This is a genomic window from Amycolatopsis sp. NPDC043889 (genome assembly GCF_056435645.1).
The window spans coordinates 17126-38726 of the sequence record NZ_JBWKEC010000038.1 but is presented as its reverse complement, the minus strand read 5'-3'; the positions used below and the strand labels follow the sequence as shown (position 1 = coordinate 38726).

The 21601-nt window shown below is 69.4% G+C and carries 20 protein-coding genes; 6 read left to right on the top strand and 14 right to left on the bottom strand.

What is annotated here, in order from left to right:
- Window positions 1-5: 5 nt before the first annotated feature.
- The 9 genes from AC0685_RS38540 to AC0685_RS38500 all read right to left on the bottom strand — a co-directional run bounded on the left by AC0685_RS38540 (window position 6) and on the right by AC0685_RS38500 (window position 10246).
- Entirely contained in the window at window positions 6-3032 is a 3027-nt protein-coding gene (locus tag AC0685_RS38540; RefSeq protein ID WP_478230008.1) for a helix-turn-helix transcriptional regulator, read from the bottom strand.
- 63 nt (window positions 3033-3095) lie between these two features.
- Window positions 3096-3308, bottom strand: a complete 213-nt coding sequence (locus AC0685_RS38535) for a hypothetical protein (RefSeq protein ID WP_340685091.1) — start codon at window positions 3306-3308, stop codon at window positions 3096-3098.
- A 164-nt stretch (window positions 3309-3472) separates the two neighbouring features.
- A complete protein-coding gene (locus tag AC0685_RS38530; RefSeq protein WP_125675531.1) occupies window positions 3473-3682 on the bottom strand; it encodes a DUF397 domain-containing protein in 210 nt (69 codons plus the stop codon).
- Entirely contained in the window at window positions 3679-4581 is a 903-nt protein-coding gene (locus AC0685_RS38525) for a helix-turn-helix domain-containing protein (protein ID WP_478230007.1), read from the bottom strand. Before AC0685_RS38525 ends, AC0685_RS38530 begins: the two co-directional genes overlap by 4 nt.
- Before the next feature lie 463 nt (window positions 4582-5044).
- A complete protein-coding gene (gene tesB / locus AC0685_RS38520; RefSeq protein WP_034322491.1) occupies window positions 5045-5944 on the bottom strand; it encodes an acyl-CoA thioesterase II in 900 nt (299 codons plus the stop codon).
- A 227-nt stretch (window positions 5945-6171) separates the two neighbouring features.
- Complete coding sequence (pyk, locus tag AC0685_RS38515; protein ID WP_043848002.1) at window positions 6172-7596, bottom strand: pyruvate kinase; 1425 nt, start codon at window positions 7594-7596, stop codon at window positions 6172-6174.
- 111 nt (window positions 7597-7707) lie between these two features.
- Window positions 7708-8373 (bottom strand): DUF2461 domain-containing protein, encoded by a 666-nt coding sequence (locus AC0685_RS38510; protein WP_478230006.1) that lies wholly within the window; start codon window positions 8371-8373, stop codon window positions 7708-7710.
- Between the two features lie 100 nt (window positions 8374-8473).
- Complete coding sequence (locus AC0685_RS38505) at window positions 8474-9694, bottom strand: glycoside hydrolase family 18 protein (RefSeq protein WP_340683250.1); 1221 nt, start codon at window positions 9692-9694, stop codon at window positions 8474-8476.
- A 210-nt stretch (window positions 9695-9904) separates the two neighbouring features.
- A complete protein-coding gene (locus AC0685_RS38500) occupies window positions 9905-10246 on the bottom strand; it encodes a winged helix-turn-helix transcriptional regulator (protein ID WP_465434609.1) in 342 nt (113 codons plus the stop codon).
- A gap of 104 nt (window positions 10247-10350) precedes the next feature.
- Here AC0685_RS38500 and AC0685_RS38495 point away from each other — a divergent pair, with 104 nt between their 5' ends.
- On the top strand, window positions 10351-10821 hold the full coding sequence (locus AC0685_RS38495; RefSeq protein ID WP_478230005.1) for a group II truncated hemoglobin: 471 nt from the start codon (window positions 10351-10353) through the stop codon (window positions 10819-10821).
- Between the two features lie 38 nt (window positions 10822-10859).
- Window positions 10860-12302, top strand: a complete 1443-nt coding sequence (locus tag AC0685_RS38490; RefSeq protein ID WP_478230004.1) for an aromatic amino acid ammonia-lyase — start codon at window positions 10860-10862, stop codon at window positions 12300-12302.
- A 74-nt stretch (window positions 12303-12376) separates the two neighbouring features.
- On the opposite strand, the gene AC0685_RS38485 is transcribed toward AC0685_RS38490, so the two are convergent.
- Both AC0685_RS38485 and AC0685_RS38480 read right to left on the bottom strand, forming a co-directional pair.
- Window positions 12377-13894, bottom strand: a complete 1518-nt coding sequence (locus AC0685_RS38485) for an amidohydrolase family protein (RefSeq protein ID WP_478230003.1) — start codon at window positions 13892-13894, stop codon at window positions 12377-12379.
- A 131-nt stretch (window positions 13895-14025) separates the two neighbouring features.
- The gene (locus tag AC0685_RS38480; protein ID WP_340683255.1) at window positions 14026-15051 is read right to left on the bottom strand and encodes a 6-phosphofructokinase; all 1026 of its coding nucleotides are present in this window, start codon (window positions 15049-15051) and stop codon (window positions 14026-14028) included.
- Between the two features lie 282 nt (window positions 15052-15333).
- On the opposite strand from AC0685_RS38480, the gene AC0685_RS38475 reads away from it, so the two are divergent.
- Window positions 15334-16410 carry a 3-deoxy-7-phosphoheptulonate synthase gene (locus tag AC0685_RS38475; RefSeq protein ID WP_478230002.1) on the top strand — a complete coding sequence of 359 codons (1077 nt, stop codon included), beginning with the start codon at window positions 15334-15336 and terminating at the stop codon, window positions 16408-16410.
- A gap of 353 nt (window positions 16411-16763) precedes the next feature.
- Here the strand turns inward: AC0685_RS38475 and AC0685_RS38470 are convergent, their stop codons facing one another.
- On the bottom strand, window positions 16764-17249 hold the full coding sequence (locus tag AC0685_RS38470; protein WP_061984256.1) for a polyadenylate-specific 3'-exoribonuclease AS: 486 nt from the start codon (window positions 17247-17249) through the stop codon (window positions 16764-16766).
- A gap of 20 nt (window positions 17250-17269) precedes the next feature.
- Window positions 17270-18031, bottom strand: a complete 762-nt coding sequence (locus tag AC0685_RS38465; protein ID WP_478230001.1) for a lysophospholipid acyltransferase family protein — start codon at window positions 18029-18031, stop codon at window positions 17270-17272.
- A gap of 214 nt (window positions 18032-18245) precedes the next feature.
- Here AC0685_RS38465 and AC0685_RS38460 point away from each other — a divergent pair, with 214 nt between their 5' ends.
- From AC0685_RS38460 to AC0685_RS38450, 3 genes are read left to right on the top strand one after another with little or no spacing between them, the layout of a single operon-like run.
- Entirely contained in the window at window positions 18246-19016 is a 771-nt protein-coding gene (locus tag AC0685_RS38460; RefSeq protein ID WP_478230000.1) for an alpha/beta hydrolase, read from the top strand.
- Window positions 19013-19504, top strand: coding sequence for a hypothetical protein (locus tag AC0685_RS38455; RefSeq protein WP_478229999.1), 492 nt, complete (start codon window positions 19013-19015; stop codon window positions 19502-19504). Before AC0685_RS38460 ends, AC0685_RS38455 begins: the two co-directional genes overlap by 4 nt.
- Window positions 19505-19524: 20 nt before the next feature.
- Window positions 19525-20667: a glutamate--cysteine ligase gene (locus AC0685_RS38450; protein ID WP_478229998.1), complete on the top strand. Its 1143-nt coding sequence runs from the start codon at window positions 19525-19527 to the stop codon at window positions 20665-20667.
- Window positions 20668-20727: 60 nt separating this feature from the next.
- On the opposite strand, the gene AC0685_RS38445 is transcribed toward AC0685_RS38450, so the two are convergent.
- Complete coding sequence (locus tag AC0685_RS38445; RefSeq protein WP_478229997.1) at window positions 20728-21600, bottom strand: NUDIX domain-containing protein; 873 nt, start codon at window positions 21598-21600, stop codon at window positions 20728-20730.
- Window position 21601 lies beyond the last annotated feature (1 nt).

Here is a 21601-nt window from a genome sequence, read left to right as displayed (position 1 = left end):
CGCGGCTAGGAGGAAGAGGTCGGAGCGGCCAGCAGGCCCCGGTCATAGGCGATCGCGACCGCCTCGGCCCGGCGGCTCGCGCCGAGTTTCGCCATCACGCGCGAAAGGTGGACGCTCACCGTCTTCTCGCTGATGTACAGCTCTTCACCGACCTGCCGGTTGGTCCGGCCGAGCGCGACGCGCTCCAGCACGTCGCGCTCCCGATCGGTGAGCGGATCGACGACGTCACGACGCGGCGCCGCGGCCTCCCCGGGAAGCTCGACGCGCGCCCTGTGGCTGAGCTCCCGGACGGCTTCGCGCAGCGGGCAGGCGCCCAGCCGATCGGCCACCGCGTGCACGGCCAGCAGCTCCGACGCGGCGAGCGCGGTGTCGCCGTCCGAAGCCAGCAGGGATTTCGCGTGCTGCAGACGGCACATGGCCTGCTCGTACACCGCGCCGTACCCGAACGCCTCGACCGCCTTCGCCCACAGCGCCGGATCCCCCGCGCCGCGCAGGCTGCCGCCGAGCGCCTCCAGCCGGGCGAGCCACGCCAGCGCTTCCGGGCCCAGCGACACCGAACGCGGGATGCCGTGTTCGGCGCAATGGCGGCCGTGGGCGAGGAACTTCTCGCCCGATTCCACCGCGGCCTCGACTGCCGCCTGATCACCACGTACCCGTGCCTCGGCGGCCTGGGCGACGGCCGCCGTGAGACCGTGCACGCTGATCCGGATGCCGCCCAGCACGGCGGGTTCGACCTCTTCGAGCCAGTCGATCAGCTCATGCGCATGACGCACCGCACCCGCGTGATCTCCTCGCCACGACGCGAGCTGGATCGCGGCGTCGCCCGCCGCGAGCGCGATCGAGTAGTCCGCGCTCCAGTGCTGACGGAGGCTGGGCAGGATCTTGTCCGCGTCCGCGAACCGGCCCCTGCCGACGACGAACTGTGCCCAGATCCCCAGGAAGCGCCCGGCGACGACACTCGAAACACCGCGGCCCGCGCGGCCGGCATCGTCGTCTTCCGGCCAATCCCCGCTGACGTACCGCAGCGTGAGGTGTTTGGTCCGCAGCTCGATGCCGAACGAGCTCCAGGTCAGCCCGGTCTCCTTGGCCCGCTTGATGCCCTTGGCGTAGTACTTCAAGGCGGAATGGATCTCTGCCCTGTCGTCGTAGCTCAGCCCGAGGAAGTGCAGGGCCCGTAGCTCGCCATTGAGCGCGCCGGAATCCCTGGCCTTCCGCTCGGCCTCGCGCAGCCTCTCCCGCGCCTCCTCGACGTCGCCCGCCGAATCGGCCAGCGTCCCGAGCGAGACCAGCGCCGCCGCCTCCGCCCCGCCCGCGCCGACGGCCCTGGCGTCGGCGACCGCGGCCAGCGCGCACTGCAGCGCCTCGTCGTGCCTGTCGATCAGCCGCAGGATCCCGGCGCGGGTGGCGAGCACCCAGGCCCGCGCGGCACTCGCCTCGGTGTGTTCGACCAGCTCCCAGGCCTTGTCGATCGCCTCGACGACCTCGTCCAGCGTGCCGTCGACCGAAAGCAGCGCCTCGGCGTGCCGTCGCCAGACCTTGGCGGCCCGCTCGTTGCCGGTGTCCGGGCCCAAGGCCTCGGTCGCGGACCGCGAATAGGCGACCGCGCGCTCCGGCTCCCCCGACGTGCTCGCGAAATACGACGCCTCGTGCAGAAGGCGGAGCTCGTCGACGTCCGACGGCCGGTCCGCCGCGGGCACGGCGTCCCAAATGGACAGTGCCTGCTCGACGTGCCTCAGCGCGGAGCCGGGCGCGCCCAGCTTCTCCGCTTCGTCCATCGCGCGCAGCAACGCGGCCAGTGCGGTGACGAAGTCCTTGCTCTCCATGCTGTGGTGCGCGAGCCGCGCGTCCTGGCCCCGGCCTTGTGTGCGGTTACGGATGCGTGCCGCGTACGCCGCGTGCATGCGCACCCGCTCCCCCGGCAACAGGTCGCCGTACACGGCTTCCTGCAGCAGCGCGTGACGAAAGGTGTAGAAACCGTTCTCGATCACCAACACGTGATGCTGCACGGCCTCGCGCAGCGCCTCGTCGAGTTCGAGTTCGTCCAGGCCGGAGATCTCGGCGAGCGCGGCGTGCGCCACCGCGTCCTTCGCGACCGAGACCACGCGCAGCACCCGGCGCGTGATCTGCGAAAGCTGCTCCACCCTGGCGAGGAGCACTTCGGCCAGCCCGGCGGGGAGCTCGCGGCAGTCCTTCGCGGACGCGAGCAGCTCCTCGACGAAGAACGGATTGCCCTCGGACCGGGTGACGATGTCGGCGATCAGGTCCTGGCCGATCGGCTCGTCGGCCAGCGCCTCGACGAACGCGCGCGCGTCCTCGGCGCCGAACGGCTTGACCTCGACACGTTCGACCGCGCCCAGCCGCACCACCTCGGACAGCACCGCCCGGAGCGGATGCCGCCGGTGGACGTCCTCCTCGCGATAGCTCGCCACCACCAGCAGCCGCTGGGTGCGCAGCCTCGTCAGCAGGAAGGACAGCAGGTTCCGGGTGGAACCGTCGGCCCAGTGCAGATCCTCCAGCAGGATCACCACGGGCCGGCGCTGCGCGATGACGGTCAGCACCCCCAGTACCGCGTCGAACAGCTGGAGCTGGCCGAGGTCCCGTTCGGGCCCGAGGCGCTGCGTCGACACCCGTTCGCTCGCGGTGAGCTGACCGTCTTCGATGGCGGGGTAGTCCTCCGCCTGCTGCATCTGCGGGAGCAGCCTGCCCAGCGCCGGCCGGGCCCGGAGCGCGGCGGTGACCGCGGGATCGGACGTCGTCGCCAGCGGCGCCAGCGCCTCGGCGAACGGAAGATAGGGAAGACCGCCCTCATGGACGTCGATACAGCGCCCGGTGAGCACCAGGGCGCCCGCGCCCGCGGTGTACTCGCCGAGCGCGGTCAGAAGGCGGGTCTTGCCGACGCCGGCGTCACCGGAGAGCAGCACCGCGCCGGCCTCGCCCCGTTCTGCACGGGCGAAGGCGGCGCGGAGCTGCCGCATCTCCTGTGTGCGGGCGACGATCGGGATTCCGGAGCCAAGACGGGGCACGAGGTGCATTCTTGCCTACCGGGCCGACAACTTCGCCTGTGTTTTCGCCGAGAGCTTCATCGCACTCGACCTCTACCGGGTGATGTCGCCGCTGCGGGCGGGCGCCTGCCGGACCTCTCGGCGCTCCTGGGCGGGCACCTGGACTTCGGCGCGCTGCGCGCGGATCCGCTTACTCGCCCGGCGGGCCCGCTCGACCCATATGCTGCGGCCCGCTCGCTGCAGCTCTTCCCGGCGATACTCGACCTCGGCCAGTACGCCGGTGAGCAAAGCGTCGTTCGTGTTCATCACTGTCTCCCCTTAGGAACTTCACTGCCTTGTTGGTAGTGAAGAGATTCGTCCTGAGGGGTGCCCTGAGGCATCGGGTGATCACCTACACCCGGACGTGATTCGACCCCTTACGCCGGCCCATCCCCTGCTCGGGGGGCGTAAGGGGTCGAGTTCGGGGATCTTCAGTCGTGAGCGGGGCCACTCGTGCGCACCGCGCCGAGCAGCCCACGCCAAGCCTGCGGCGAGAGGCGGAAGGCACCTCCCTCAGGGTCCTTGGAGTCCCTCAGCGCGGCACCGGAACCGGTGAAGGCGACCTCGACGCAGTCGTTGCCGCCACCGCTGTGGCTGCTCTTGAACCACCGGGCCTGGGAAAGATCATCGTTGGGCGTCATGCTCCCCGCTCCTTACTTGTTTCCAGGGACTTCTCCGGAAGGGCCGCCTGTTCGGCGAACCTTCCGGCGGCCTCGGCGATCACCTCGACCGAGTCGTCCGGCTTCAACGCGGCGGCACGCAGATGGTCGAACATCAACGCGTATCGCCGGACGTCCGGGGGTTCCTCCAGGTACAGCCCGCTGGAGGTGCTGTCGACGTAGACCACGTCGGTGTCGGCCAGTTCGGGGAAGCCCATGATGAGGAACGGACCCTCCATCCCGGGATGGGCACCCGCGCCGAACGGCACGATCTGGACGGTCACGTTCGGCTGCGCCGCCATCGTGACCATCCGGTACAGCTGCTCCGCCATGACCTCGGGGCCGTCGACCACGCGGTGCAGGACCGCTTCGTCGATGACGGCCCAGTACTCCGGGGGCGAGGGATCGGTCAGCAGTTCCTGCCGCGCCATCCTCGCCGCCACCCGGCGCCTGATCTCGGCGTCCTCGGCGTCGGGCCGCATCGCCCTGATCACGGCCTTGGCGTACCGCTCGGTCTGCAACAGGCCCGGGACCAGCAGCGCCTGGAACGCCCGCAGCGAACTCGCGTCCGCCTCCAACCCGACGAAGGTGCCGGTGAACACCTCGTTATACGCGTGCCACCAGCCGCGTTTGCGGGCTTCCCTGGCCAGCTGGACGAGCGCTTCCTGCTCGTCGCCCGCGATGCCGTACAGCTCGAGCATGTCGCGCGCGTCGCGCGGGGTGACACCGACATGCCCCGTCTCGATGCGGCTGACCTTCGACGCCGAGCATTCGAGCTTCTCGCTCACCTCGTCGATCGTGAGGTCGGCCGCCTCGCGCAACCGCCTCAACTCGCTCGCCAGCCGCCGGCGGCGCACGGTGGGTCCCTGACCCCTCGTCATCACGGCACCCTCCACAAGCTGTCCGAGCAACACCGATCGCGACACGGCGAGGAGAACAGTGTTCAGTAACCTCGCACGAAGCACATCTAACCAGCCCGAGACACATTCGGTGAGATGGTCACACGACCATTTTCACCCACGCCTCGATTTTCATCCTGCAATTTGCAGATTGCCGTTGTAGGTTGAGCATTGTGCAACGCGGTACGCCCGCCCTCACCGGCGGCAGCGGATCCGCTCGCGGCACAGGCGCGGGGCCGCGAGCTGCACCGATGGGCTTTCGGAAGGATACCCGTCGAAGCCGGATTCACCCCCGGTGCGGGGCCGGAGCCGTCCCCCGATCGGTTCCGGCCCTCCCTTTATGCCCGCATCCATTCCGTAATGCTCTGGCTCCAGATGTTAATTCGTTTCGCCATTCCCTCTAAAGGGTGGACAAGACGACATCTCCGATGCGGAAAGTCACCGTTCACACGACCCGCAGAAGACCTTCCTGCACCACGGTGGCGATATGCGTTCCGTCCGCGGCGAAGAACCGGCCGGTCGCCAGCCCGCGGGCACCCGACGCGGTCGGCGATGCGCTGTCGTAGAGGAACCACTCGTCGGCCCGGAACGGACGGTGGAACCAGAGCGCGTGGTCGAGGCTCGCGCCCAGCACCTTGTCGAGATCCCAGTAGACGCCGTGGCGCGCGAGGACCGAGTCCAGAAGCGTCATGTCGGAGGCGTAGGTCAGCACGCAGACGTGCAGCAGCTGCTGGTCCGGGAGCTTGCCGTCGGCCCGCATCCAGACCTGGTTCCTGGCGGGCCGGTCGCCCGATTTCCTGGTCACCCACGGCGGATCGTTGACGTAACGCAGGTCGATCGGGCGCGGCCGGTCGAGATGACCCATGAAGTACCCCTCGGCCCGCTCCTGCAGCGTCGGGAGCGACTCGGGGTCGGGGACGTCCGGCATGGTCTCGGAGTGTTCGATACCGCCTTCGTCCTTCTGGAACGAGGCGGACAGGGAGAAGATCGCCTTGCCGTGCTGGATGCCCACGACGCGGCGAGTGGTGAACGAGCGGCCGTCGCGGATGCGGTCGACCTCGTAGACGATCGGGACACTCGGGTCGCCGCCGCGGATGAAGTACGCGTGCAGCGAGTGGACCTTCCGCTCCTCGGGGACCGTGCGGCCGGCGGCGACCAGCGCCTGCCCCGCGACCTGCCCGCCGAACACCCGCACCGGCGAATGGGCGGGCGAGACACCTCGGAAGATGTTCTCCTCGATCTTCTCCAAGTCCAGCAGCGCGACCAGCCGGTCGAGCACGGGCTGTCCGCCCACCCCACCGGCGTTGTCGAAACCGGCCGCGGCTTCCCTGGCCATCTCAGTCATGTCCTGAACTTTAGGCCGTGCGGGTGCCGTGGGCCCGGGTGAGGCGGGACGTTTGTCGCGAAGGCCACCTTCGGGACACCTTGGACTCTCGGGGCGGCTGGCGGCCGACATCTCCGGCGAGGGGGCGGTGCGGGCGGTCGGGCCAAGACGTAGTGAAGGCCTCCTTCCCTACTCTGACGGTGGGGAAGGAGGCCTTCACGGCACAGTCGCGGCCTCGTGAGCCGGCGTCAGGCGTGGTCGTCCTCGCCGAGGCGGTGCACCCGGATGAGGTTGGTCGAGCCGACGGTCCCGGGCGGGGAACCGGCCACGATGACCACCAGATCACCCTTGGCGTACTTGCCCATTTCGAGCATCGCGTGGTCGACCTGCTGGATCATCTGGTCGGTGGAGCCCACCTTCGGCACGATCCGCGTCGTGGTGCCCCAGGTCATCGCGAGCTGGCTGCGGACGCTCTCCTCCGGCGTGAACGCCAGCAGCGGCAGCCGCGTGTGCAGCCGCGCGAGCCGCCGGACGGTGTCACCGGACTGGGTGAAGGCGACCAGCGCCTTGGCGTTGAGCCGCTCGCCGATGTCCCGCGCCGCGTAGGAGATGACGCCTCGCTTGGTGCGCGGGACGTGCGACAGCGGAGGCACGACCGGCGAGTCGGTCTCGACGGCTTCGATGATCCGGCCCATGGTCTTGACCACGTCGATGGCGTAGCGGCCGACGCTGGTCTCACCCGAGAGCATGAGCGCGTCCGCGCCGTCGAGCACCGCGTTGGCGACGTCCGAGGCCTCGGCGCGCGTCGGACGGGAGCTGTTGATCATCGACTCGAGCATCTGCGTCGCGACGATGACCGGCTTCGCGTTCTCGCGGGCGATCTGGATGGTGCGCTTCTGCACCAGCGGGACCTGCTCCAGCGGGAGTTCCACGCCGAGATCACCGCGGGCGATCATCACCGCGTCGAAGGCCAGCACGATGGCTTCGAGGTTGTAGACCGCTTCGGGCTTCTCGATCTTCGCGACGACCGGGAGGCGTCCCTTGCCGACGCGGTCCATCACCTGGTGGACCAGGTCGATGTCGGCGGGTGAGCGGACGAACGAGAGCGCGATGAAGTCCACGCCGAGTTCGAGCGCGAACTCGAGGTCTTCGATGTCCTTTTCGGACAGCGCCGGCACGGAGACGTCCATGCCCGGCAAGGAGACGCCCTTGTTGTTGCTGACGGGGCCGCCTTCAGTGACCTCGCAGACGACGTCCGGGCCGTCGACCTCCTTGACCACGAGGCCGACCTTGCCGTCGTCCACGAGGAGACGGTCGCCGGGCTTCGCGTCGTCGGCGAGTCCCTTGTAGGTGGTCGAGACGCGGTCGTGGGTTCCCGCGACGTCCTCGACGGTGATGCGCACGATGTCGCCGTTGTGCCACTCGACCGGGCCACCCGCGAAGGTGCCGAGACGGATCTTCGGCCCCTGGAGGTCTGCGAGGATGCCCACCGCGCGACCCGATTCGGCGGCGGCGGTGCGGATGAGGTCGTAGACCTGCTTGTGGTCGCTGTGCGTCCCGTGGCTGAAGTTCATCCTCGCGACGTCCATCCCGGCGTCGACGAGTTGCCGCATCTTCTCCGGCGTAGCGGTCGCGGGGCCCAGGGTACAAACGATCTTCGCGCGTCGGCTCACGTTCGCACAGCGTAGTCCCTCATCGCGGATACGTCTGTACCGATACCGAAAGTTCAAGAAAAGTGTCAGTCGACCTGGCGATGAGGGCAACCGTCGACCAGGGTTCGGTGGTTATCGTCGCGGCTTCTCGCTCGGCCCGACGCGGTCACGCGCCCACTCGTTGAACGCGCGGACCTGCCGCCATGCTTTCCGCACCCGGTCGAGCGTGCCCCGTTCGTGCAGGACGTCGTCCGGCTCCCAGCCGCGGACGGCGTACACGGAGCGGTACTTCAGCAGGTCGATGCGGGGATGGTCCTCGGTGAAGCCGCGCGGCTTCGACTTGAGCCTGTCCCCCTTGATCTCCCAGCCCGCCTTCTCCAGCTTCGCGAGGATCTTGGCCAGCTCGGCGCCTCGCAGTTCGGTGTCGACGGCCTTGCGGAAGCGGGCGAGCTGATCGGACTCGAAGTGGAAGCAGCCGCCGCCGACACGCAGCCCGGCCGGGCCGACCTCGACGTAGTACGCGCCGCCGCCGCGGCCCTGTTCGATCACCGCGCCACAGTGGGTCTTGTACGGCGTCTTGTCCTTGGCGAACCGGACGTCGCGGTACGGACGGAAGACCTTGCCCTCGCCGAAGCCGTCGCCGAACTCCGGGACCAGCTCGGCGAGCAGCGCCTCCATCGGCGCGCGGACGTCGGCCTTGTAGGTGGCGAGATTCGCGTCCCAATAGGACTTGGAGTTGTCCGCCTCGAGACCGTCGTAGAAGTCGATGGCGTACTCGCCGAAACCCTCGAAAGCCATACGCAGACCGTAATCCTCACCTCCGACAGAAGCGCGTGAAGGCCCCCTTCCCCTTGGGTTCGCCGAGGGAAGGGGGCCTTCACGCGCGCCCGAGGGAGGCTTACTTGGCCAGCGCGGTGATCAGCTCGCCGTCGGTGGTGTCACCGGACAGCTCCCAGAAGAAGGCGCCGCCGAGCCCCTGGTTCTTGGCGTAGGTGACCTTGCCGCCGATGGTCGCGGGGGTGTCGTAACTCCACCAGTCGCTGCCGCATTTGGCATAGGCGGTGCCCGCGACGGTGCCGGTGGCCGGGCAGGTGTTCTTCAGGACCTTGTAGTCCTGGATGCCCGGCTCGGTGCCCGCCGCCGGACCGGTAGCGGTGCCACCCGGGGCCTCCTGGGTGACGCCGGTCCAGCCGCGACCGTAGAACCCGATGCCCAGCAACAGTTTGTTCGCCGGGACGCCCTTGCTCTTCAGCTTCTGGATCGCGGCGTCGGAGTGGAAGCCGGCGGTCGGGATGCCCTCGTAGCCGGTCAGCGGCGAATGCGGGGCGGTCGGGCCCTGCGCGGCCCAGGCGCCGAAGTAGTCGTAGGTCATGACGTTGTACCAGTCGAAGTACTGCGAGGCGCCGCCGTAGTCCGCCGCGTCGATCTTGCCGCCGTCGGTGCCGTCCGCGGTGATCGCGGCGGTGACCAGCTTCGAGCCGAATTTCTCCCGCAGGGCCTGCGCGAGGTTCTTGATCGCGGCCGGTCCACTGGTGTCACACGAGAGTCCGCAGGCGTTCGGGTACTCCCAGTCGATGTCGATGCCGTCGAAGACACCGGCCCAGCGCGGGTCGTTGACCAGGTTGTAGCAGGACTCCGCGAACTTGGCGGGGTTCTTCGCCGCCTCGCCGAAGCCGCCGGACCAGGTCCAGCCGCCGAAGGACCACAGCACCTTGAGGTTCGGGTACTTGGCCTTGAGCTTCTTCAGCTGATTGAAGTTCCCGCGCAGCGCGCCGGTGTCCCAGCTGTCGGCGACACCGTCCACACTGCCCGCGGCGTCGTAGAACTTGCTGGTCGCCGCCTCCGCGTCGCCGATCGCGCAACCACCGTTCGTCACGTTGCCGAACGAGTAGTTGATATGCGTCAGCTTGCTCGCCGAACCCGACGTGTCGATGTTCTTCACATGGTAGTTCCGCTGGTAGACGCCCCATTCGGCGAAGTACCCGAGCACCTTGCCGACCGAGGCCTCCGGTGCTTCCGGTGCGGCTGCCGCCTGCTGCGCCGGTGCGGCGACGGCCAGCGCGCCCAGCGCGACGGCCGCGGCACCCGCGAGCGCGGTGAACCTGGTCAAACGGGACATGCGTTCTCCCTTCACGGTCACCAGCGGTGACGAGAGGACTGCGGCGGGACACGCACAAGTTAAGTGGACTAGACCACTTCGTCAATGGTGCAGACCACGACTTTCGGATGGACATTTTCGAACATTCCCCGATGGGAATATGCCGAACGCCTCGCCGAGCCGGTCAAGGCTCTCCAGCGGAGCCACTCGGCCATAGCGGAACGGCAACAGTCAGTGAATGGGTAACGGCTCGAAAGCGATACCGCGGTCCGCAGCGCGCCGAGTCCCCCAGTCGTAGAGCGCTTCGAGTGCGGGGCGTAACCGTTCCCCTTCCTCGGTGAGCCGGTACTCGACGTGCGGCACCCGCCCCTCCCGGCTCTCCCTGAGCACGAGGCCGTCCGCCTCCAGTTCGCGCAGGTGCTGGGTCAGCATCTTCTCGCTGACGCCCGGCATCCGGCGCCGGAGCTCGCCGTACCGGTGCACCCCTTCCTTCAGATGCGACAGGATCACCGGCTTCCACTTGCCGCCGATGACGTCGACCGCGAGCTCGACCGCGCAGCGGTACCGCTTCATCGTCACTCCCGTTGGCACGCACCGAAAAGTAAGCGGTTGTCCCGAGCGATCCGGGGTGGTTGCCTTGCCGGACCGCAAGATCAGCGCCGCTGGGAGGACCCTACGTGACCGAGACGCCGACGTTGTACGAATGGGCGGGCGGACTGGCCGCCCTGCGACGGCTGACCACCGTCTTCTACGGCCGCGTGCTGAAGGACCCGTTGCTGGAACCGGTCTTCCGCGACATGGACCCCGGCCACCCCGAGCACGTCGCGGTCTGGCTCGCCGAGGTGTTCGGCGGCCCGGAGACCTACAGTCACGACCACGGCGGCCACCGGCACATGGTCGGGCGCCATCTCGGCCGCGCCATCACCGAAGAGCAGCGCCGCCGCTGGGTGAATCTGCTCTTCGACGCCGCCGACGAGGCCGGGCTGCCCGCCGATCCGGAGTTCCGTTCCGCGTTCGCCGCGTATGTCGAATGGGGCAGCAGGCTCGCGGTGATGTTCTCGCAACCAGGCCGAGAGGTGACCGTTCCCGAGCCCATGCCGAAATGGGACTGGGGCAACCGGCCGCCCTGGCAGCCGCCGTCGGACTGAAGGCGTTCATAGTGGGGCGGTCACGAAAGGAGGCCGCCGTGATCCGGGTGGACGGCCGGACCCTGCGCTGCGCGGACGTCGTGACCGCCGCGAGCACCGAGGGTCCGCTGGGCATCGACGTCTCGATCGCCGCGCTGCGCGGCGCGGAAAGCGCGTGGAAACTCGCCGAAGAGCTGAGCACGCGCCGCATCGTCTACGGCCGCACCACCGGCGTCGGCGCCAACAAGGAGGACCCGGTCGGCGAGGGCGAATCGCCGGATCACGGGCTGCGGCTGCTGCGCAGTCACGCGGGTGGCAGCGGCGACGTCATGTCCCCCGGCCAAACCAGGGCGATGATGCTCATCCGGCTCAACCAGCTGCTGGCCGGACGCTCGGGGCTCAGTCCCGAGCTGATCGGGGCGCTGGCCGCCGCCGTGCGGACCGGGGCGCTGCCGCTGGTGCACCGGCTGGGCGCGATCGGCACCGGCGACCTCGCGCCGCTCGCGGAGACCGCGCTCGCCCTCACCGGCGAACGGCCGTGGCTGGCAGGCGGTGTGCCTCCCGTGCCCGTGCGGGCAGGTGACGCGCTCGCGTTCATGAGCAGCAACGCCGCGACGCTGGCCGAAGCGACCCTCGCGGCGATGCGGCTCGACACCCTGACGCGGGCGAGCCATGTCGTCGCGGCGCTGACCTACATCGCGCTCGACGGGAACCCGGAGGCCTACGCGACTCCCGTCCACGAGGCGCGGCCGCACGCCGGGCAGGTCGCGTGCGCGGCGGAGATGCGGCGGCTGCTCGGGATGGAGGGCACGCCCAAGCCCGGAAGGCGTATCCAGGACCCGTTCGGCCTCCGCGCTTTCCCGCAGGTGCAGGGACCCGCGCTGGACGCGATCCACTACCTGCGCGACGTGCTCGCGGTGGAGATCAACGCCAGCACCGAGAACCCGATGATCTCGACGGTGCACCAGGACGCCTACCACCACGCGCACTTCCACACCGCGTACGTCTCGACCGCGCTCGACCAGGTGCGCGCGACCGTCCATCAGGTCGCCGAGCTGTCGGTGGCCCGGCTGGGCGATCTGGTGGAGCCGGAGTTCACCGGGCTGCGGCCGTTCCTCGCGGCCGGGCCGTCGGGCAGTTCGGGCGTGATGATCCTGGAGTACGTCGCGCATGACGCGCTCACCGAACTGCGGCAGGCCGCGCTCCCGGCGACGCTCGGCACCGCCGTCGTCTCACGCGGGATCGAGGACCACGCGAGCTTCTCCACCCAGGCCGCCCGGGCGGCGACCGCGGCGGGCTCGGCGTACCAGCAGGTGCTGGCGTGCGAACTGGTCGCGGCCGTGCGGGCGCTGCGGATGCGCAAGGCCGATCTCGTGTCCCTGCCCGCGCGGGACGCCTACGAGGCAGCCGCGGCGGTGCTCGACCCCAGCGTCGACGATCGGCCGCTCACCGAGGACATCGCCCGCGCCGTGTCGCTTTTGGACACCCTCGCGCTCGTCTGACTCCTGCATTTCGTCCTCTGAACGCGGTGGTTCGCGTCGCCAACTACCGCGTTCAGAGGACGAAATGCGGGAGGTCAGCAGCAGCAACCCCGCAGGGCGAGGGAGTGGAGGCGGGCGCTCGTGGCCGGCGCCGGCCGGTTCGCGGCCGCCTCGACGGCGTCGAGCATCCGCAGGCGCTCCGCCTTGTCGAGGACCCGGCCGCGGGTGATCACCGTGTCGATCTTCGCGACGTTGCGGATGTCGGTGGCCGGGTTCGCGTCCAGGAGCACGAGATCCGCCTCCTTCCCCACCGTCACCGTGCCCGACGTCGCTTCCCTGCCGAGGAACTTCGCCGCGTCACCCGTGACGGTCTTCAGCGCCTGCACCGGCGAAAGCCCGGCCTCGACCAGGAAGGCGAGTTCCTCGTGCAGCCCGCTGCCGGGGAAGGTGTACGGGTTGAGGCAGTCGGTGCCGCCGATGAGCCCGACGCCCGCTTCGTGCGCGACGCCGACCAGCCGCAGCGTCTCCTGGTAATAGCGCTCCTGCAGGGCGATATCCGCCGGAGTCTTGGGCGTCACCCGTTCGATGCCCTTGGCCCAGCTCTCGCGGACGCCGGCAGGCACGTATTTCAGCCGCGGGTCGTGCTGGTGGGTTTCGGCGGGCTGCGTGACCACCCGGTTGATCGTCAGCGTCGGCGAATGCCAGGTGCCGTTGCGCCGCAGCCTGCCGAAGTAGGCCTGCGCCCGGCCGCGGTCGTACGTGGTGACCGATTCGAACTCCAGCCGCCGCGCCAGGTCGAAGAAGGCACGCGGCTCCGCGGGGTCGTAGGGCGTCGCCGACAACCTGTCGAGGATCTCGTCGCACCGGGACGAGCAGTGGACGGACACCCCGAAGAAGTGCTCGAGGCTGTGCTGGCCGAGGTCGCTCACCTCGAGGTGGGACAGTTTGTACGGCCAGTGTCCCGAGAACCGGAGGCCCTGCGCGCGGGATTCGTCCGCGACGGCGCGCAGGGCGTCGCGTCCGAGGTAGGAGTAGGTCTTGACGAATTCGGCACCCGCGGCCTTCTCCGCACGGACGACGGCGCGTGCTTCGGCCTCCGTCGACACATGGAGCACCGGTGGCGCCAGAAGCGTGACCGGCCCGTCGACGATCCCGCTCGCCAGCACCATCCGCGGGCCGAGCAGCTCACCGCGTTCGATCTTGGCCTTCGTCTCGCGGTTCTCCGCGTACCCCCACATCTCGCGGACCCCCGTGACACCGTGGATCAGGTGCAGGGGCGGGACGACTTCTTCGAGGTCCGCGCCGTGGGTGTGCATATCCCAGAGCCCCGGAAGGAGGTACTTGCCTCGGCCGTCGATCACCCGCGCGCCACCGGTTTCCGGAAGCTCGGCGGAGCCGCCCACCCAGACGATCCGGTCACCGGCCAGCACGACCGAAACGCCGGGCCGTGGAGCCGAACCCGTGCCGTCGATCAGCGTGACCTCGGCGATGACGACGATCTCGCCCTGGTCGGCGCCTGCCGTGCCGGGCAGCAGCGCGGCGAAGGCCACTCCGGTCCCGCCGACGGCCAGCCACCTCAGGAATTCGCGCCTACTGGATCCCGCACCCGCCATGAGAACCGCCGTCCCTTTCACCCGGATCCCCAGAGGGCGATTCAACTTGTCGCGGAGGCGGGGCCGCAAGAAAACGAAGGCCCCTTACCCGAACACAGCACAAAGTAAGGGGCCTACTCCTGAAACAGGGCTCAGCCGAAGAAGACCTCGGCCTCTTCGTACCGCTCGACCGGGACGGTCTTCAGCTCGGCGGTCGCCTCGGAGAGCTTGACGCGGACGATGTCCGTGCCGCGCAGCGCCACCATCACGCCGAAGTCACCGTCGGCCACGGCGTCGACCGCGTTGAGCCCGAACCGGGTGGCGAGCACGCGGTCGTACGCCGTCGGGGTGCCACCGCGCTGGACGTGCCCGAGCACGACCGCGCGGGACTCCTTGCCGGTACGGGCGGCGATCTCGTCGGCCAGCCAGGTGCCGATACCGCCGAGCCGGACATGCCCGAAGGCGTCCTTCTCCCCGGTCAGCAGCTTCTCCTCGCCGCCTTCGGGCAGCGCGCCCTCGGCGACCACGATGATCGGCGCGTACTCCTTCTCGAACCGGCGCTCGACCCAGGACACGACCTGGTCGACGCTGAAGTGCCGCTCCGGCACCAGGATCACGCTCGCGCCGCCGGCGAGACCGGAGTGCAGCGCGATCCAGCCCGCGTGCCGTCCCATGACCTCGACGACCAGGGCCCGGTGGTGCGACTCGGCCGTGGTGTGCAGCCGGTCGATGGCCTCGGTGGCGATCGAGACGGCCGTGTCGAAGCCGAAGGTGTAGTCGGTGGCGCCGAGGTCGTTGTCGATCGTCTTGGGCACCCCGACGACGCCGACACCGTCGTCCGTGAGCCGCTTCGCGACGCCGAGAGTGTCCTCGCCGCCGATCGCGATCAGCGCGTCGACCTGCTGCTCGGCGAGCACGGCCTTGATCTTGCCGACGCCGCCGTCGACCTTGTACGGGTTGGTCCGCGACGACCGCAGGATCGTGCCGCCTCGGGTCAGGATGTCCTCGACGTCGTTCAGGCCGAGCGGGCGGCTGTCCCCGGTGAGGGGACCGTTCCAGCCGTTGCGGAACCCGACGATGTCCCAGCCGTGTACCTCGATGCCCTTGCGCACCACAGCGCGGATCACCGCGTTGAGCCCCGGGCAGTCGCCACCGCCGGTCAGCACACCGACACGCATGAGAAGCCTCCGTCTTGTGTTCCGTAGAGATGACAGTCACATGTCCCGCCACCAGCGTAGCGGGAGTTCTCTGGATCGGTGCAGGGCGGACCACCTCGGGAATCGGTCCACGTCCGGGATGTGCTAGCTTGGCGCCATGCAGCGCTATTTCTGGTTTACGAAGCCGGCCCCGGGTGGGCACGGCCGCGTGAACCTGCGCTGACCTCCACCCCGAGCCGGAATCACACCGGCTCGGCGAGTTCCCGCGGGTCGGTATCCCTTTCGAAAGGAACCAGACCCGCGATGTCTCCCTCCGCTGACACCCTGATCGCCCTCGACGGGCACCGCACGGCGGCCATCAACCCGCTGCTGTCGCCCGCGATGCTGCGGCACGAACATCCGATGACGGCGGAAATCGCCGATACCGTCCTAGCGGGGCGGGCCTCGGCCGTCGACATCCTCGACGGCCGGGACGACCGGCTCCTCGTCGTCGTCGGGCCCTGCTCGGTGCACGACGCGGACGCCGCGCTCGACTACGCCCGCCGCCTCGCCGCCAAGGCCGAAGAACACCGCCGCGACCTGCACATCGTCATGCGTGTCTACTTCGAGAAGCCGCGGACCACACTCGGCTGGAAGGGCCTGATCAACGACCCCGGGCTCGACGGCACGTACGAGGTCAACCACGGCCTGCGGATGGCGCGGAAACTGCTGCTCGACATCTCCGCGCTCGGCCTGCCGGTGGGCTGCGAGTTCCTCGACCCGATCACCCCGCAGTTCATCTCCGACGCCGTGACCTGGGGTTCCATCGGCGCGCGGACCGCGGCGAGCCAGGTGCACCGGCAGCTGTGCAGCGCGCTGTCGATGCCGGTCGGGATCAAGAACTCCACCGAGGGCGACGTCCAGGTCGCCGTCGACGCCACCCGTGCGGCCGGCGCCAGCCATGTCTTCGCGGGCATCAACCCCGACGGGCTCGCCGCGCTGATCACCACGGCGGGCAACGAGGACTGCCACGTGATCCTGCGCGGCAGCTCCGCCGGCCCGAACTACGACCCCGCGACGGTGGCCGACACGCTGGCCCGGCTGGCGAAGTCGGGGCTGCCGGAGCGCGTGATCATCGACGCGAGCCACGGCAACAGCGCGAAGGACCACGTGCGGCAGGCCACGGTCGTCCGTGAACTCGCGGAGCGGATCGGCGCCGGTGAGCGGGGCATCGCCGGGCTGATGCTGGAGAGCTTCCTGGTGGAGGGGCGGCAGGACCTGACGCTGGGCTCGGCCGCTTCGCTCACCTACGGGCAGTCGATCACGGACGCGTGCCTCGGGTGGGACACGACGGCGGAGCTGCTGGATACCCTCGCCGAGGCCGTCGACTCGCGGCGCTGAGGGCCCCTCGGGAACGCTGGGAACGGTCCTTTCCTGGCAAATTTCGCAAGTAAAGGACCGTTCACTGCACGGCACGCGGGGCTGCGAGGGGTGGAGGGCTCGCGTCTTATGCCGCGAAGGGAGCTTTCGCCGCATGGCACGCGGGGCCGGCGCCCTTCACCTCAGGACCGTCAGGCCGATGCCGTAGTGAAGGCCTCCTTCCCTACCTTGAGAGTAGGGAAGGAGGCCTTCACGGACGGAACCGTCAACTCCAGCCCCAGCAGTCCCATCAGCCACGACGACCGCGCGTGAAGGCCCTCCCTCGGCTCAGCCGTGGAAACACGGCCTTCACACCAGTCCGAGCACTCAAGGGCCTACCGGTGCCAGTAGGACTCGATGATCTGCCAGCGCTGGTAGTTGTGCCGCGCGTCCGCCAGCGCGTCGTGCTGGTCGTCCGGCGCCGCGGGGAGCTTCGGCTTGCCCGCGTCCTCCCAGCGTTGCCGCAGGTCACGCGTGAACCGCGGCAGCTGACGCGGCAGCGCTGGCATCGGCCCCCACAGCTGCGCCAGCGCGACGTGGTCGTAAGCGGCGAACCAGGCCCAAAGTTCGATCCCGCCGGGCGGCTTGCCGAAGAACTCGAGCAGGTCCGTGCGGATCTTCTCGCGGCTGCGCCACGCCGGGTCGGCGGGCGACGGGAGTTTCGGGAGCACGTTGTCGCGGACCCAGGGGCCGGCCTTGCCGGGATCGAAATCGGTCGAGACCGCGTAGAACTCGCGTCCTCTTTCGTCCACGACACCGATCGACACCAGATCGATGGTCACGCCGTCCTCAATGAATTCGGTGTCGTAGAAAAAGCGCACCGGAGAACCCTAGTGGGGCCTCAGCCGACCTTGGTGTCCGGGATACGGGCGACGTCCTTGGCGGACGGCTGCGCGGGCACCTTGGGGCGGAGCCCCGCCTCTTCGGCGGCGATCAGTTCCTTCGCCTTGGCGGCGTAGATGTCGACGTACTCCTGACCGGACAGCTCCATGAGCGCGTACATGATCTCGTCGGTGATGGACCGCTCGATGAAGCGGTCGCCGGCGAGGCCTTCGTAGCGCGAGAAGTCGAGCGGCTTGCCGAAGCGGATCTCGAGGCGGCGCGGCCACCACATCTTCGAGCCGATCGGGTTGACCTTGTCGGTGCCGATCATGGCGACCGGGACCACGACGCCGCCGGACTCGAGCGCGATCCGCGCGACGCCGGTCTTGCCCTTGTACAGGCGGCCGTCCGGGGAGCGGGTGCCTTCGGGGTAGATACCGAGGAGGTGTCCCTCGCGGACCAGCCGGGTCGCGGTGTCGAGCGCGGCCTGCGCGGCGTTGCCGCCGGAGCGGTCGATCGGGAACTGGCCGACGCCGGTGAAGAACCACTTCTTCAACAGGCCCTTGAAGCCCTTTTCGGTGAAGTACTCCGATTTGGCCGGGAAGGTCACCTTGCGCTTGACGCGCAGCGGCATGAAGAAGGAGTCGGCGACCGCGAGGTGGTTGCCCGCGAGGATCGCGCCGCCTTCGGCGGGGATGTTCTCCGCGCCGACGACTTTGGTGGGCCACAGCGCCTTGAGCAGTGGCCCGATAAACACGTGTTTCATGAGCCAGTACAGCACTGCGAAAACTCCTCCTAGCAGCTCAACCCCCGCGCCCGATGGTCAAGACTACGAATCGCGCACCCCAGGCACAACGAAGTCCACCCGGTTACCCGCGCCCAGCGACGGATCTCACATCCGATCCGGCCCGATTCCGCCGGTGGCCGGGGGCCCACAAGCCGCTCCGGTCGTGCGAACATAGGAGACCCACCCAGCTCTCACGGAAGGCGATCGCATGGCCGTCCTTGCCGGCGCGGAACCGTTCGCTCACACCGGTTCGACCGAAGCAGGGTTCCTGCTGTGCCACGGCTTCACCGGCACTCCCGCGAGCATGCGGCCCTGGGGAGACCATCTGGCCGAAGCCGGTTACACGGTGCGCTGCCCGCTCCTTCCCGGGCACGGCACGCGGTGGCAGGACATGAACCGGACAGGCTGGGAGGACTGGTACGGCGCGGTCCGTGAAGAGCTGCTGGCCCTCTTCGCGACCTGCGAGACGGTGTTCGTCGCCGGGATGTCGATGGGCGGGACACTGACGCTGCGGCTCGCCGAGGAGTTCGGCGACCGGATCGCCGGCATCGTGCTGGTGAACCCGTCGGTCCTGACGCTGCGCTGGGACGCCAAGCTGCTGCCCGTCCTGTCGAGGATCCTGCCCTCGGTGCCGGGCGTGGCGAACGACATCGCGAAGCCCGGCGAGACGGAGCTGGCCTATTCGCGGACGCCCGTGCGCGCCGCGGCGAGCTTGGCGAAGCTGTGGAAGGTCACCCGCGCGGATCTGGGCAAGGTGACCCAGCCGGTGCTCCTGCTCCACTCGGCCGTCGACCACATCGTGGAGCCGGTCAACTCCCAGGTGATCCTGGCTGGGATCGGCAGCGAGGACGTGACCGAGGTGGTGCTGGAAAACAGCTTCCACGTCGCCACGCAAGACCACGACGCAGGCCTGATCTTCACGCGTACGGTGGACTTCGCCCGGTCCGTGCGCCGGGCGGGACAGGTGGACGCCGGATGAGCAGAGGCAAGGACGGGCCGGAGGACGTCGACGCGACCTTCGCCGAGATCGTGGCCGACCTCCGTGCGGAGGGCGTCGGCCTGTTCCCGGACGAGGAACTGGAGAAACCGGCGGAAAAGCCCGCCGAGAAGACACCCCGGCCCGAGCCGTCGGACGCCGAACCCGAACCGGGCTGGCGTGGGGGCGGCACCAGCTGGGACAAGACCCTCTTCGAGGACGACCCCGCCGGGCCGAGCGACGACGAGGGCCATTTCGTGCCGCCCGAGCCGCCTCCCCTGCCGCGTCCGCGCAAGGGCGCGTTCATCGTCCTGCTGTTCTTCCTGCTCGGCCTGCTGCTCCTGATCGCGCCCAACCTGATCGGCATGGGCACGCGGCTCGGCACCCCGCTCGGCATCCTCGCCCTCGCGACCGCGATCGCCCTGCTCCTGCTGCGGGTGCGTCAGGGGCCGCCGCCCGGCGCGGATCCGAACAACGGCGCCCAGGTCTGATCTGCCGGACAATTCGGAAGATGAAGATCGACTTCACCCCCTCGCGCCAGTCGACGGTCGGCGCGGAATGGGAACTCGCCCTCGTCGACCGGCGGACCGGTGAGCTCTCGTCGGTCGCGGAACAGGTGCTCGACGCCGTCCGTCCCGGCGGCGAGGAGGAGCATCCGAAGATCAAGCAGGAGCTGCTGCTCAACACCATCGAGGTGATCAGCGGGATCTGCGACACGATCGCCGAGGTCAAGGCCGATCTGAACGACTCGCTGGACGTCGTGCACTCGGTGCTCGACCCGCTGGGCGTCGAACTGTTCTCGGCGGGGTCGCATCCGTTCTCGACGTGGTACCAGCAGAAGGTCACCGACAAGGAGCGCTACGCCAAGCTCATCGACCGGACCCAGTGGTGGGGACGGCAGATGCTGATCTACGGCGTCCACGTGCACGTCGGCGTCGACCACCGCGACAAGGCCCTGCCGATCCTGGACGCGCTGCTCAAGTACGCGCCGCATCTGCAAGCGCTTTCGGCGTCTTCGCCCTACTGGGGCGCCGAGGACACCGGGTACGCGTCGAACCGCGCGCTGATGTTCCAGCAGCTGCCGACGGCCGGGCTGCCGTTCCAGTTCCGGAAGTGGACCGAGCTGGAGAGCTACGTCGACGACATGTTCACCACGGGCGTGATCGACCACTTCTCCGAGATCCGCTGGGACATCCGGCCCGCGCCGCATTTCGGGACGATCGAGATGCGGGTGTGCGACGGGCTGCCGACGCTGGAGGAGGTCGGCGCGATCTCGGCGCTGACCCAATGCCTGGTCGACGACTTCAGCGCGCGCCTCGACGACGGCGAGATCCTGCCGACACTGCCGCCGTGGCACGTCCAGGAGAACAAGTGGCGCGCGGCGCGCTACGGCGTCGACGCGATCGTCATCCTCGACGCGGCGGGCAACGAGCGGCTGGTCACCGACGACACCTACGACCTGCTGAACCGGCTGGAACCGGTCGCCCGGCGCCTGGACTGCGCCGACGAACTGCGGTCGGTGGAGACGATCCTGACCTGCGGGCCCAGCTACCTGCGTCAGCGCGCGGTGGCGAAGCAGTACAACGGCAGCCTCCGCGCCGTCGTCGCTTCGCTCATCGCGGAGATGCGGGACGGGAAGATCGCGCGCCCCTGACCCTCCGCATTCAGTCCTCTGAATGCGGTCCTTGCGCGTGCAACTACCGCATTCAGAGGACTAAATGCGGGAGTCGAGGTGGCCCAGGAGGGCGCCGGGGCCGAAGGTCGAAGCGCCCAGGGCCTCGACACGGGACCGCAGCTCACGGTCGGCGGTCACCACGACGACGTGGTCGTCCGGACCGGCCGCCCGGGCCTCCCGCGCGACGGCCACGATTTGGGAGTCCCCGTCGGACTCTGCGTCGACGACCTCGACACCGGGCACCGGCGCGACTCCCCGCGCCTTGCCCTCGACGACCAGCACGACCTTCGGCCACCACGACCATTCGCCACCACCGGGGAGCGCCGGATCGGCGAGCCCGGTCCCGGCCAGGGTCGCGAGCTTGTCCCGCAACCGTTCCGCGGCGCCACGCCGGTCGCGCCACCAGCCGTCCGGGCGCGACCCGACGACGTTCGCGCCGTCGACCACCAGTACCAGCCCGCGATCCAAGTGTTCCCTCAATCCCGGCCACGCCGCCGCGAAGTCGCGATGCAGCCGGAAGCCCGCGACCTCGGCCGCCCGGACCCACCGCAGTTCCGCGCTCTCCGCACTGGTCACCCTGACCGAAAGCGGGCCGATCGGCGCGGCCAGGACCGTGGTGTAGCGCCAGTTCCCGTGGTCGACCTGCGACGCCGCCAGCGCGCGGACCCGGCCGGGCGGGATGTCGGCCTCCTCGTGCGCCTCGCGGGCGGCGGCCTCACGCGGGCTCTCCCCCGCCTCGACCGCGCCCCCTGGCAGCGCCCAGGTGCGTCCATGATGGACCCACCAGGCCCGCCGCTGCAGCAGCACCCCGCGCGCGGGATCGGACAGCAGCAGCCCGGCGGCGCCGTTCAAACCCCAGTGAAGATGCCCGAAAGCGCACTTCACGAAGCCGTTGCCGTCTTGCCGGGTCACG